The 12,680-nt window shown below is 58.4% G+C and carries 12 protein-coding genes; 6 read left to right on the top strand and 6 right to left on the bottom strand.

Features of this window, described 5'->3' with window-relative positions; genetic code table 11:
- Positions 1-83: 83 nt before the first annotated feature.
- Both ubiD and AC13DD_RS16545 read left to right on the top strand, forming a co-directional pair.
- The gene (gene ubiD / locus AC13DD_RS16550; protein ID WP_062782888.1) at positions 84-1,571 is read left to right on the top strand and encodes a 4-hydroxy-3-polyprenylbenzoate decarboxylase; all 1,488 of its coding nucleotides are present in this window, start codon (positions 84-86) and stop codon (positions 1,569-1,571) included.
- Position 1,572: 1 nt separating this feature from the next.
- Positions 1,573-2,577: an FAD-binding oxidoreductase gene (locus AC13DD_RS16545; RefSeq protein WP_053114153.1), complete on the top strand. Its 1,005-nt coding sequence runs from the start codon at positions 1,573-1,575 to the stop codon at positions 2,575-2,577.
- 74 nt (positions 2,578-2,651) lie between these two features.
- On the opposite strand, the gene AC13DD_RS16540 is transcribed toward AC13DD_RS16545, so the two are convergent.
- The 6 genes from AC13DD_RS16540 to AC13DD_RS16515 form a co-directional block, all read right to left on the bottom strand.
- Entirely contained in the window at positions 2,652-3,893 is a 1,242-nt protein-coding gene (locus AC13DD_RS16540; protein ID WP_053114155.1) for a heme biosynthesis HemY N-terminal domain-containing protein, read from the bottom strand.
- Positions 3,890-5,014 carry a uroporphyrinogen-III C-methyltransferase gene (locus AC13DD_RS16535; protein WP_482931505.1) on the bottom strand — a complete coding sequence of 375 codons (1,125 nt, stop codon included), beginning with the start codon at positions 5,012-5,014 and terminating at the stop codon, positions 3,890-3,892. The genes AC13DD_RS16540 and AC13DD_RS16535 overlap by 4 nt, the downstream gene beginning before the upstream one ends.
- Before the next feature lie 8 nt (positions 5,015-5,022).
- Positions 5,023-5,832, bottom strand: coding sequence for a uroporphyrinogen-III synthase (locus tag AC13DD_RS16530; RefSeq protein WP_053114160.1), 810 nt, complete (start codon positions 5,830-5,832; stop codon positions 5,023-5,025).
- Positions 5,813-6,754, bottom strand: a complete 942-nt coding sequence (gene hemC, locus AC13DD_RS16525; RefSeq protein WP_014575851.1) for a hydroxymethylbilane synthase — start codon at positions 6,752-6,754, stop codon at positions 5,813-5,815. The genes AC13DD_RS16530 and hemC overlap by 20 nt, the downstream gene beginning before the upstream one ends.
- Before the next feature lie 92 nt (positions 6,755-6,846).
- The gene (locus AC13DD_RS16520) at positions 6,847-7,596 is read right to left on the bottom strand and encodes a LytR/AlgR family response regulator transcription factor (RefSeq protein ID WP_014575852.1); all 750 of its coding nucleotides are present in this window, start codon (positions 7,594-7,596) and stop codon (positions 6,847-6,849) included.
- 29 nt (positions 7,597-7,625) lie between these two features.
- Positions 7,626-8,666, bottom strand: coding sequence for a sensor histidine kinase (locus tag AC13DD_RS16515; RefSeq protein WP_053114162.1), 1,041 nt, complete (start codon positions 8,664-8,666; stop codon positions 7,626-7,628).
- A gap of 210 nt (positions 8,667-8,876) precedes the next feature.
- Between AC13DD_RS16515 and AC13DD_RS16510 the strand changes: the two genes are divergently transcribed.
- From AC13DD_RS16510 to AC13DD_RS16495, 4 genes are all read left to right on the top strand, one after another.
- Positions 8,877-10,016 (top strand): tyrosine-type recombinase/integrase, encoded by a 1,140-nt coding sequence (locus AC13DD_RS16510; RefSeq protein ID WP_092033539.1) that lies wholly within the window; start codon positions 8,877-8,879, stop codon positions 10,014-10,016.
- Positions 10,013-11,659, top strand: a complete 1,647-nt coding sequence (locus AC13DD_RS16505; protein ID WP_008169877.1) for a phage integrase SAM-like domain-containing protein — start codon at positions 10,013-10,015, stop codon at positions 11,657-11,659. Before AC13DD_RS16510 ends, AC13DD_RS16505 begins: the two co-directional genes overlap by 4 nt.
- Complete coding sequence (locus AC13DD_RS16500) at positions 11,656-12,375, top strand: hypothetical protein (RefSeq protein ID WP_482931504.1); 720 nt, start codon at positions 11,656-11,658, stop codon at positions 12,373-12,375. The genes AC13DD_RS16505 and AC13DD_RS16500 overlap by 4 nt, the downstream gene beginning before the upstream one ends.
- Before the next feature lie 52 nt (positions 12,376-12,427).
- The coding region (locus tag AC13DD_RS16495) for a helix-turn-helix domain-containing protein (protein WP_482931503.1) at positions 12,428-12,680 on the top strand (253 nt) is incomplete at its 3' end.

Below are 12,680 nucleotides of genomic sequence, written 5' to 3'. Positions count from 1 at the left end.
GCGCGCAGTTTGTTCCAACTGCTTTAAAGCAGTCCAGCGACCACCGATCTCCGTAGTACTGGCATATCTGAACGGAGTAACCGATGAAATACAACGACCTGCGAGACTTCATTGACCAGCTGGAGAAGCTGGGTGAGCTGAAACGCATCAGCGTTGAAGTCGACCCCCATCTGGAAATGACCGAAATCTGCGACCGTACATTGCGGGCAGGTGGTCCTGCGTTGTTGTTTGAAAACCCCAAGGGCTATGACATGCCGGTGCTGGCCAACCTGTTCGGGACACCGAAGCGGGTAGCGTTGGGCATGGGGCAGGATAACGTCACGGCGCTTCGGGACATCGGTAAGCTCCTCGCGTTTCTCAAGGAACCGGATCCCCCCAAGGGTTTCCGCGATGCCATCGAAAAACTGCCGCTGTTCCGGCAGGTGATGCGCATGAGCCCCAAGGTACTGCGTTCCGCGCCCTGCCAGGATGTCGTGATCGAAAAGGATCAGGTGGACCTGTATCAGATTCCGGTGCAGCATTGCTGGCCTGGCGATGCCGGGCCGCTGGTGACCTGGCCACTGGTGATTACCCGTGGGCCCCATAAAGAACGCCAGAACCTGGGCATCTACCGGCAGCAGGTCATCGGTCGCAACCGTCTGATCATGCGCTGGCTGAGTCATCGCGGTGGTGCCCTGGATTTCCAGGAGTTCCAGAAGAGCAATCCCGGCCAACCCTATCCGGTGGCTGTGGCCCTCGGTGCCGATCCGGCGACCATTCTGGGGGCGGTGACGCCGGTGCCGGATACGCTGTCGGAATACGCCTTTGCCGGGCTGCTTCGCGGCAGCCGGACCGAGCTGGTCAAGGCGGGGCTGAGCGATCTGCAGGTGCCGGCAAGCGCCGAAATCGTGCTGGAAGGTTTCATCTACCCGGATGACATGGCGCCGGAAGGACCGTTCGGTGATCACACCGGTTACTACAACGAAGTGGACCACTTCCCGGTATTCACCGTAGAACGGGTCACTCATCGCCGGGATCCGATCTATCACAGTACCTATACCGGTCGCCCGCCTGATGAGCCGGCGATTCTCGGGGTGGCCCTGAACGAGGTCTTTATTCCGATTCTGCAGAAGCAGTTCCCGGAGATCGTGGATTTTTACCTGCCACCGGAAGGCTGTTCCTATCGCCTTGCAGTGGTGACCATGAAGAAACAGTACCCCGGCCATGCCAAACGGGTGATGATGGGGGTATGGTCGTTTCTTCGGCAGTTCATGTACACCAAATTTGTGATTGTCACGGATGACGACGTGAATGCCCGTAACTGGGAAGACGTGATCTGGGCGATCACTACCCGGATGGATCCAACCCGGGATACCACGCTGGTGGAGAATACGCCCATCGATTACCTGGACTTTGCCTCGCCGGTATCCGGCCTGGGTTCCAAAATGGGGATGGATGCCACCAACAAGTGGCCGGGTGAGACCACCCGGGAGTGGGGTGAGCCGATCGCCATGACCGAAGATGTGAAAAAACGCGTCGACGAGCTGTGGGATACCCTGGGTATTGAAAGTCCGGCATCGCGCCCCGACTGATATGGGCAGTGAACATCGGGCGGTGCGGCTTTGGCCCTCTGGTATCGCCTTCATTGCGGCGTCGGAGGCAGACTTGCTCGGCGCTGCCGCGCGGGCTGGCGTAGCTGTGCCGGCAGCCTGTCGCAACGGGGTATGTGAAATCTGCGAGGCCCGGTTACTGAAGGGCGCCGCGCTTAATACCCGAAACCAACAGACTATAAAGATCGGTGAGCGCTTGATGATGTGCCGTAGCATCGCGCTCACGGATCTGGAACTGGAGATATCCGCCGTTATGGCAGCTGGAAACAATCAGCCTGGCAAGTTTCAGGCAAAAGTCGTGGACGTAAGGTCGATCAGTCACGATGTCTATCGCGTTGAGCTACAGCTTCCGCGGCGTCGGGAGCTGTCGTTTCATGCCGGGCAATATCTGTCGGTCAATCTGCCTGATGCTGACCCCTGTTACTTTTCCATCGCCAGCAGTCCATCGGACCAGAATATCGAGCTGCATATCCAGGCGACCCCCGAGTGGGTGTCCGCGCAGAAGGTGATTGATGCCCTGACGTCCGGTGGCGAGGTAACCGTGGAGCTGCCCCATGGCAAAGCCTGCCTGGCGTCAGTGCCGACCAGGCCGCTGTTGCTGGTGGCTGCCGGCACCGGCTTTGCCCAGATGAAGAGCCTGGTGGATTACCTCCGGGAAACGTCCTACGACCAACCGGTCAAGCTGTACTGGGGAGTTCGTCGACACGAGGACATGTATCTTCGCGCCCTGGCACAGCAGTGGCAGGACGAGTGGCCCCGCTTCACGTTCCTGCCGGTGGTGGGAGATGACGAGGATAATGACTGGGCTGGCCATCACGACCAGCTGGTTCGCGCGGTGCTTGCATCCGGTATGGACTGGAAGAATGTGGAGGTCCATGCCAGCGGTTCGCCCACCATGGTGTACACACTGATGGATGCTCTGGTAGATGCGGGCCTGCCCGAAGAGGCGTTCTTTTCTGACGTGCTGGAGTACGCCCCCCGTTCGTGAAGCAGCCTGTGTAGTAGAATAAAAAAAGGGCCAGATGAGACGTTCATCTGGCCCTTTTTCATTACACCTTGGCGCTAAGCCCTCGGCATTGGCAGTTCCGGCAGCCCGTTATCCTTGGCCAGCCCCTGCATCAGCAATTTGACGCTGGCTTCTTCCTCGCCCATGTGGGCATTCAGGCGGCTTAGCTCTGCCAGTGCCTCCCGGCTCCGCTTCAGCCGCAGGCTGGTCTCGAAATATTCACGGGCCTTGCCCCAGAGTTCGTTGCGAAGGCTCAGCCGGCCCAGGGCCAGCAGAAGCTCGGGGTTGTTGGGCCGGTCTTTCAGCCATTGTTCGGCCAGTAACAACTGTTCATCCGGTTTCTGGCCCTTCACCCGCCCGTACAGATTGATCAGCTCATCGCTCCAGTGGTTGCGCAGCACCTTGCGCAACAGGGTTTCGGTCTGTACCTCGTCGCCAAGGCTGGCAAGCAGGCGGGCGTAGTCCCTTATGGTGTATTCGTCGCGACGCAGGAAGCCCGGCAATTCGTCCCAGAGCCTGGTCAGCGGTTCCAGGGATGCATCGGGATCCTGTTTCTGCTGGCGCCGGCAATCTTCCGCGGCACGCTCCAGCAGGTTATGCCAGACCTGGCGTTCCAGATCATTGAGTTCCGCTTCCGAGAGCACGCTGCGTTTGCGAAGTTCAGGCAATAACCTGGACAGTTCGCGCCAGTCTTCCAGGCGCAGATAGGTGTTTTTGAGCAGTTTCAGCACAAAGGGGTGATGGGGCGACTGTTTGCGAAGGCGAACCAGCGTGGCCAGGGCCTGTTCAAGGCGGTTGCCTGCCAGTTGCAGCTGGGCCTGGGTAATACCGACGGCCATGTCAGAACCGGGGGTGCTGTCGAAGGCCTTGCGCAGCAGATCATCCACGGCCTCGTGATCACCGGTTTCGAACGATGCTTGGGCGGCGGCAAGATAATTGATCAGGGGCGTGTCGGCATGGCTGGCGGAGGATGTCAGCAGTTTGCGGGCCCTGGGCCAGTTGCCTTCGGCCAGCGCCAGCAAACCCTGGGTGGTCCGGCGTCGGGCCCGGCGTTCATTGCCGCGGGCAATCCAGCCCGCCACCAGGCCGGTGCTGGTTCTGAGTCGGCGGATAAGGTTGATGGTCAGGACAGTCAGCACGATCAGGGCCACGATCAGGCCCAGCCCCACCCAGAAGTTGGTTTCGATCAGGTAATGGCCAAGGCTGATCCGGATGTAGCCCAGATCATATTGCAATCCGAGGGAAAGGCCGGTGCCAATCAGCAGCGCCAGCAGAACGATCAGTAACAGGCGAATCATGAATCATCGCCTCCATTACCGCCGTCGGCGTTGTCCTCGCCATTATCATTGTTGGCATTTAGGCGTCCGGCCAGCCGCTCCTTGAGCAGGTCCAGGGACTGACTGATATCCGGCAGCTCCGGGTCCACGTTCTTGCCGGCCAGCTCAGCCAGGGTGTCACTCAGGGCGGTGACCCGGGGATTGCTTGCGTTGTACCAGTCGTCAATGGTGGTTCGGGCCTTGGTAAGGGCGCGCTCATACAGCGGCTGGTTGCCCCGCAATACCGCCATCTCTGCCTCTTCCAGCATCAGTTGGAGGTTCAGTCGGGCATAGGCGCTCTGGTCGGGAGAGAGCAGCGGCTTGACCGGTTCGTCCATGCGGCGCACAACCACCACCTGCATCAGTGTTGCTTTCACCTTGTTCCAGGCCTGTACCACAGCGCCGGGTTCTTCGCCGGTTCCAGCGCTTTCTCCTTCCGCAGCGCTGACCACAAAGCCGGGCGCGTTCTCACTGATCAGGGCCTGGTCGGTAAGCTGGTGAATGCTGTTGATGGCCGCTTCCAGTGTCAGGTAGAGTCCGGTGCGGTCAACGCCGGTCAGGCCCTTGAGTGCGAGGATTTCGCGAGCCAGTTGCTGGCGAACCGGGTAGACACCGATGTCGTCGGATTCAGTCAGCACTTCGTCTGCCGCTTCCAGGGCCGACATGGCTCCGCGGATGTCTTTTTCGATCATCAACCGCTGATTGGCAATGCGCAGAAGGTATTCCGCCTCGGCCAGCAGCCAGTCCGTGCGTGTGCGGTTTCCGGCTTCCAGCAGTTCACGGGCATTGTGGTCGATCTGGCGCTGCTGGGTGGCAATAAGTTCCCGCTGGCTCGCCAGTTTCTCTTCGAGGGACTGCAGGCGCTGGCTTTGCTGGCTGCCGCGGTCGCCATAGAGATCTTCAAGCTGGGCGGTGTCCTGCTTCAGACTCTGGAGTGTCTGCATGACAGCCTGGTGATTGTTCCACTGTTGCCAGCTCCAGAGCGCCAGGGCGATTGCGATGATGAGGGCGAGAATGGCAACCAGCCATACCGGCCAGAGTTTCTGGCGAGCAGGCGGTTCCTTGGAAACGGTTGCGGGCAGTTGATTCGTTGTCTCTGTCACGGGCGTCCTTACTTGGCTTTTCCGGAGCCACCGTCCCGGCCGGCAAGTTGCGCTGCAACCGTGGCCACGATGTCGTTATCGGCAAGGCTTCCTGGTATACACGGATTTCGGAATCCCGCTGCCCGGGCCTGTTCGGCAACCCGATCTGCGGGAACAATCAATAACCTATCGTATAGATTATGGCCGCTATTCGCACATAGTGCGATGAGATTGTTCAAGGTTTCGCCCGACAGGGCGACGATGGCCTCCGGAGCAAAGGTATCGAGGGTGGCCCGGATCCGCTCCGGCGTGTGGTCAGGGCGAAAGCGGCGGTACAGGGGCAGCAGGGTTACGCGGGCGCCCCTGGCTTCAAGGGTTTCGCGGATCAGTTCGCGTCCGGTTTCCCCGCGAGCGAGCAGAACCCGCTCATGCTGGAGGTTTTGCAGTGACGGCAATGCCAGCAGTGCCTCGCTGGTCCAGCCCTCGGGCGGCCGCCGCGGGCTGAGACCGTGTTCCGCAAGCACGGATGCGGTGCCGGCACCAACGCCATACCAGCGGATGCCCATGGGAACCTGGGGCCACCAGGTGTCCACCTCTTCCAGCAGCAGTCGGGCGGCAAACGGGCTGACCGCGATCACATGGGAAAATTCATCAAGGCTCAGAATGAGTGTGCGGCGCTCGGGCGTTTCCGGCAGAGGTTCCCGGTCAATCAGTGGCAGGATATGTACATCGGCACCGGCTGCACGAAACCGGCTGGCCAGGCGCGATGCCTCGGGTTCGGGCCGGCAGATCAGAATCCGCCGGCCGTTCAGGTCGGGATCAGGTTGGTGTGTGGCCATAGATTTCAGCCAGCACCTTGTCGGCTCCGAGAGCCAGCAGATCCTCGGCCAGTTCCCGGCCCAGACGTTCGCCTTCGGCCCGTGGCGCGCGGCCTTCGACCCGGAAAATCTGGGTGCCATCAACTGCGCCCACCAGGCCCCGCAGCCAGATTGTATCGTCGTCTTCAAGAAGCGCGTACGCCGCGATTGGCACCTGACAACCACCCTCCAGTCGACGGTTCAGAGCCCGTTCGGCAGTGACGCGATCCCAGGTGTCTTTGTGCTTCAGGGGTTCAAGCATGGCTAGCAGATCCTGGTCATCGACCCGGCATTCAATGCCCAGGGCGCCCTGGCCGACCGCCGGCAGCGACAACGTGTCGGGCAGGCAGTAGCGGATGCGCTCGTGAAAGCCCAGGCGCTTGAGCCCGGAGCTGGCCAGTACAATCGCTTCGTATTCGCCGGCATCCAGCTTGGCCAGCCGGGTGTTGACGTTGCCCCGCAGCACGCGAATTTCCAGGTCCGGGCGGTAGGCCCGCAGCTGGGCCTCCCGGCGCAGGCTCGCAGTGCCAACCACGGCGCCGTGGGGCAGGGCGTCAACGTTGTCATAGTGGTTGCTTACGAAGGCATCGGTCGGGTCTTCCCGCTCGCAGATCGCCACCAGCCCCAGTCCTTCCGGGAATTCCATGGGCACGTCTTTCATGGAGTGGACGGCCAGGTCTGCGCGGCCGTCCAGCATGGCTTCTTCCAGTTCCTTGACGAACAGGCCCTTGCCGCCGATTTTGGCCAGAGGCACGTCCAGGATCTTGTCACCCTGGGTCTTTATCTTGACCAGTTCCACGGTGATGTTGTCGTGCAGCCTTTCCAGCTCGGCCTTAATGAATTCCGCCTGCCACAGCGCAAGGGCGCTGCTGCGGGTTGCAATGCGAAGGGTACGTTTGGACATGACACTCACTGTCGGTTCGGAAAAATGTCCGCCAAGGTTACCTTGTAGCGGCAGAAAAGTCCCGCAGCTCCCGCCTCAGGCGCGCTGCTGATTCAGCCCGGCTGATGTTCCTGAAGCCACTGGCGGACATTGCTGGCATGGCGGCGACTGACCGGCAGTTCGCCCCGGCCTTCCCTCAGGGCGACCAGATTGTGGCCATCCGGCGTCCGTCTCAGTGCCTGGATAAAGCGAACCCCCACCAGGGTGTTCCGGTGGATCCTGAGCAGGGTGCTCGGGTAGCTGTTTTCCAGTTCCTTCAGCGTGTAGTCACACACGGTTTCGCCCCGGGCGTGATGGATGGTGACGTATTTTTGATCTGCCTCGCAGTAGAGGATTTCCGACAGATCGATCAGCTCGGTGCCGCGGTGCGTGCGCACCGCCAACTGTTCCTGGCTGTGGGCAGCCTGGCCGTTGAGTGCCTGCAACTGTACCCGGTTGACCCTGCCGGCCCGGGCCAGGGCCTCCGCCAAGGCCTCTTTGCGAACCGGTTTGAGCAGGTAGGCGATGGCCTGCACGTCGAATGCCTGGATAGCGTAGTGGTCGTAGGCCGTGCAGAAGATCAGCGCCGGTGGATTGGCCAGTTGGCTAAGTCTGCTGGCGGCCTCCATGCCGTCCATGCCCGGCATCCGGATATCCAGCAACAGTATGTCTGGCTCCAGTTCCGCCACCTGTTTCAAGCAACTGTCGCCGTCTGCAGCTTCGCCACAGACCCGATACCCCGGAACCGCCTCCACCAACCGGCGGATGCGTTCCCGGGCCAGGGGTTCGTCATCGGCGATCAGGACGCTGCGGGTATCAGTCATGTCTTGTCTCGGTTCCGTTGGTCAGGGGTTTATTGTTTTCGGGCTCTCTGCTCGCCGGCCTTCCGTCGCGGCAGTCGCAGGGTAACCGTGTACACATCGTGCTGGTGGCTGTGTTTGAGCACCGCCGGCTCACCGAAAAGCGCCCGTAGCCGTGACTGAATGTTGGCCAGCGCCATTCGGTTGCCGTCATGTTGCTGCTTATTCTGGTCCGGCTTTGGATTCTGTACCAGCAGGTAGACAAATTCGCCTTTGGCCTGGGCTTCAATCCTGACGGTGCCACCGTCCGGGCGCGGCTGGATACCATGGTAGATGGCGTTTTCCACCAATGGCTGCAGTGTGAGCGGGGGAATGGCCTGGTGCTCCAGGCCTTCTTCAATCTGCCATTCCAGTTTCAGGCGGTCGCCCAGGCGCAGTGCTTCGATGGCCAGGTAACGCTGGCACAAAGCCAGTTCCCTCGATAGCGGAATCAGCTGGTCGCCGGTGCGAAGGCTGGCGCGAAACAGTTCCGAAAGATCCAGAACGGCTTCTTCGGCCCGTTCCGGATTGATGGCAATCAGGCTGGCAATGGTGTTCATGCTGTTGAACAGGAAGTGTGGCTGAATGCGGGCCTGCAGTGATGCCAGATGCGCCTGCATTTCCGCTTCACGCTGCTGTTGCCACTGGTGCTGCAGGTAAAAATAGCGCAGCACCATGAGCACGATCAGCAACGCCAGCAGCATCTTCTTGGCCACGCCCTGCCAGACAGCCACGCCGTCCTGGGGGTGCAGTACGCTGTCGGCGAACAGGCTGAAGGCGAGCACATCCAGCAGCACAATGGCGACGATGGTGGTTGTCGCACCGGAGACGGACATCCGTGCAAGCCGGGTGCGCAAAAGGCAGATCAGGGCGGCACTGGTGAGGGTGGTCCACTGCACGAACAGCGACAACAGCCCGAAGTAATTCCAGTCGATCCAGCCCCGCTCCGCCTGCACGATGGCGAGCACCAGAACCAGCAGTTCACTGGTGACCAGCAACAGGAACACGGCCCGCACCCGGCACAGGTCCGGAACGAAGAACTCGCTCTCTGTCACACCTTTGTCCCCGTTACGGGGTGTCTCCTTTACCCGGGTCAGAATGGTATACTCCCGCCACGTTCAATGTACCCAGCTCCCGCCAGATGATGCCGGGCTGTCAGCAGGAAAGATAGACCATGTTTTGTACCACAAATAATGTAACTCTCCTGTTGCAGTCTTAAACCACCCCTTTATACTGAACAAAAATACAGTATTGGAGATCCGAGGGTGGAGTTCCTTCTTGCTACACCAGAGTTTGGAATCAGGGGCCACTCCTATGAAGGGTTCCCGATTCTTCTCAAATCCAATCATGATGTGTTTGTCGAAGGAATGGAATTTCTCGTTCATCACTGCTTAAAACGTGGAAGTGTGCAAAGCCGACGTAGTTGGGAAACGTTTGGAAGGGATCTGTGTGATTATTTCGAGTTCATTGAAGCCAATGGGTTTGATTGGAGAGAGCTTGATCACCGAAATCACGAAACCCTGTTAGCCCTGTATCGCGACGTTTCTTTTGATCGATTTAACCTTAGCGCCTCCACGGTAAACCGACGACTTCACCTGGTGATCAAGTTTTATCAGTTTGCCCTCAAACAAGGTTGGGTAAGCACGTTGCCGTATGACCTTGAAACGGTGAGAGTCAGACAGACAAAGGGTTTCCTGGCACACACAGACACGTCCGGGGGGTATGCCGTAAAGCCTGATGTACTGCTGAAAACCACGCCAACCAAGATCAAAGTCCTCAACAAAGAGCAGGTCGATGAGCTGCTGAAAACCATCAAGAACAAAACTCTCCGATTGATCGTTCGGTTGGCGTTGCTAACGGGTTTGCGTAAAGAAGAGCTGCTGACAATTCCAGTTCACTACATATCTGCACCCCGGTCGATCTCGGCTCGAAGTCATGTGGTGGTTGAGCTTGATCCCCAAGAGATGAGCACCAAGGGAGACAAACCACGGACGATCCATGTGCCGATATCATTGATGACGGATCTCTGGGATTACGTGATCCACGAGCGTCACGAAACGATCCGCAAACACGGGACAGACCCAAAAGCCCTCTTTGTAACCGCCAAGGGCAACCCCTGGAGCATTCGAACCTCGCTCAACAATCAACTGAACCGATTGAAGCTGTCGTTCGCCTGCCATCCCCACATCCTTCGTCATACATACGCGACGCACACGTTGAAATCACTGATGTCACGGAAGAGCACCACGTTCAATCCGTTGATCTATGTCCGAGATCGCCTCGGCCACAGCAGCATCACGACTACGGAAAAATACCTGCATTTCCTCGACGACATCGAAGACGATTTGCGCACAAGCTATCAGAGAGAAATTGAAGAAACGGCGAAGGAGGCGGCCTGCGCATGAAAAAGGATTTCACGCTAGAGAGGCATGAGGTTGGTGTTCAGGAGTGTGGCGAGACTGCAATCGAGGGGACAATCACCACCGTTGATCAGGCGCGTGTTTCAAAACCGGCGAACACCGTCGTTGCGTTTCCCGAAAACGCAACAAGCGCCAGAAATGCGGACTTCGGGCCATTTTACGGCCAGGGCTATGACAACATCACCGCTGCCTGCCAACGCACAATCGAAAGGCTGGTCGCAGAAAGCGTCAAAACCAATGGAAAGTCTCTCAGCCCGAGCACGATTGCGAGTTACTGGAAAGATGGCTTTCGTAACTTTGCGCCCTTCCTGTCGTTACTCCACGCCGCTAGTGGTGAGCGCCTTACCATGGCCGATCTCGACGCCGACAGCATCAAACAATTCCTCCAGTACTTGAGAAACGAGCCCCTCAAATACGGCGCGCAGAAAAACTACTTCTCTCATACCAAATCTCTGCTTGTGGCATGCCATCGGTTCGGGTTCTGGCCAGAAGTGGATATGAAAACGGTCTGGCCTGCCAGTCCGTTTCCGAGTTCTAACAGGCGAACTAAGGGCCAGAGGGCGCTTAGCAAGAATGAAAAGCGGTTTTTGATCAAAGCGCTGCGAAAAGACATGGAGCGTATTGTGGCTCACTCGGAGCCACTGGGTCGCTATGACTTGGCCGTATGCGTCTTGTCCATTGCGCTGTCGACCGGAATGAACCTGACGCCCATCCTGGAGCTGACCACAGACTGCGTACAGCCTCACCCGCTCAAATCCAACCTGCGGCTGTTAGTGAGCTTTAAACGTCGTGGTAACGCCACGCAAGTTGTCGCACTGAGAAAGTCTGAGGAAGTGTCAGAGATGGCCAGTATCCATCTCTATGCCGCTGATGCCATTGATCTGATCGTTGCGAGGAACGCTACGACACGCGCCCAGTTCGATGACTCAAATCGGCTGCTGGTCTACGAGGGAACTCGTAGCAAGTTCGTGGGCAAAGCATGCCGACTGACGAACTCCATATTGAATTACAGCATCAACGCATTTGTTGACCAGCACCAGCTTAAAACGGACGATGGTAAACCGCTCACATTGAATGTCAGCCGGCTGCGCCAGACGCTCTTGAATCGTGTGTGGGAAATGTCGGGGCAGGACCCCTTGGTGGCGGCCAGAACAGGCCGACATGCCGTCTCAACGGGCAATGCCCACTACTGGGAAGCACCACCGGAAGCGGAAACCGACATGCGGTTTTTAGGCGAGGCGCGTGTTCAGGAGCTTCTTAGCCAGCCGAATATTATCGCCAGTGACCGAACACCCGTTTCGTCGTGCAAGGATGTCCGTCGCGGGCAGCGCGCCCCGAAAAACGGCGAGCCCTGTCAGGACTACCTCGGCTGCTTCCGATGTAAGAGCTTCGTGGTGACCGGCGATGACCTCTATCGCCTGTTCAGCTTCTACTGGGCCGCCCTGCGCAATTACGACACCTTCGGCGGCAAACGCTGGACCAAGTACCTCAAGCAAGTGATTCGACTGATCGATGAAGAGATTGCGCCTCACTTTGGTCAAGCGCTCGTGAATGAACAGCGCGAGAGAGCGAAACACCAGCCGCACCCGTTCTGGCGAGACCTGAGCATGGCGAGGATGGCGGTATGAGCAAGATTACCGGCGCAGAGGTGCTGGCCGACCGTGAACGTTTGCTGCGGGCTTTGCCCCAGGGTGAAGGACTTCACGGTATCATCACCACGGACCGGGCCGATGGGGTGTTATATGCGCTTTCCCGGTATGAAGACCCGGAGTGGTGGTTGCCCAGAGCCAAGAGCACTGGAAACCGGAGGGATTGCGAGCGGAGGATGGATTTTACCCGGATCAAAGGCGATCAACTGAGATCCGAAGCCAAAATCCTCATGGGCCGAACAATCTGGGGCGAAAAGGCGCTGAGCAATGCCTCGGTCTTCACTATTTTCCAGAATCTGGTGCTCTGGCTGAACTGGTTGCACGACCAGGGGATCTCCGGTCTGGCGCAGGTCACGCCTCTCGTAGCGGTCCGCTACGTTCAATACGTCCAGCGTTTGACCCCGCCGCATAAGCCGGGGAAACAAATTAGCAGCATGACGAAGTGGAATCGCTTGTCGACTGTGGAACGAAGCTGGAAATTACTGCGCGATACCTCCCACGGATTTGAGCATCCATGGCCCGAAAGCTCGGCTATCGCGCTGTCCGGACATAAGAGATCAAACAAGGCCAAGACTGACATCATTCCTGATGACATTCTTCGGCAACTGTTCCAGCACGCCGAATTTCTGCTCAATCGAGCCGACGACTTGTTGAAGCATCGGGATGCCCTAGTGTTCCGTCTGGTTAATTCCTAAGCGGAAGTGCGCTATAATTCGAGCTATTATTTACGAGCTCGGAGACTGTGTTTTGGCCCGGAAAGCAGCACCCTTTAATCTTACGGTAAACGATCAACTCGAGGTGGAAAGCTGGTTGCGAACAAGCACGCTGAGTCAGAATCTTGTTCTGCGACCACGAATCGTTTTGGCGCTGAATTCCGGTGAACCACCCAAAGTCCTTGCGGAGCAACTGCGAACCACGACGGCCACGGTATTCAAGTGCCGTAATCGTTACACCGAACAGGGTGTGAGCGGTCTTGGCGATGCGCCAAGACCTGGACAAC

The organism is Marinobacter sp. L-13, from assembly GCF_056857715.1.
Note: the sequence above shows the minus strand (reverse complement) of the source record. Positions and strands in the feature narration are given on the sequence as shown.

Coding starts and splice junctions, on each gene's coding strand:
- ubiD (WP_062782888.1), top strand. CDS start 84: ATGAAATACAACGACCTGCGAGACTTCATTGACCAGCTGGAGAAGCTG.
- AC13DD_RS16545 (WP_053114153.1), top strand. CDS start 1,573: ATGGGCAGTGAACATCGGGCGGTGCGGCTTTGGCCCTCTGGTATCGCC.
- AC13DD_RS16540 (WP_053114155.1), bottom strand. CDS start 3,893: ATGATTCGCCTGTTACTGATCGTTCTGCTGGCGCTGCTGATTGGCACC.
- AC13DD_RS16530 (WP_053114160.1), bottom strand. CDS start 5,832: ATGGCCACACACCAACCTGATCCCGACCTGAACGGCCGGCGGATTCTG.
- hemC (WP_014575851.1), bottom strand. CDS start 6,754: ATGTCCAAACGTACCCTTCGCATTGCAACCCGCAGCAGCGCCCTTGCG.
- AC13DD_RS16520 (WP_014575852.1), bottom strand. CDS start 7,596: ATGACTGATACCCGCAGCGTCCTGATCGCCGATGACGAACCCCTGGCC.
- AC13DD_RS16505 (WP_008169877.1), top strand. CDS start 10,013: ATGAAAAAGGATTTCACGCTAGAGAGGCATGAGGTTGGTGTTCAGGAG.
- AC13DD_RS16500 (WP_482931504.1), top strand. CDS start 11,656: ATGAGCAAGATTACCGGCGCAGAGGTGCTGGCCGACCGTGAACGTTTG.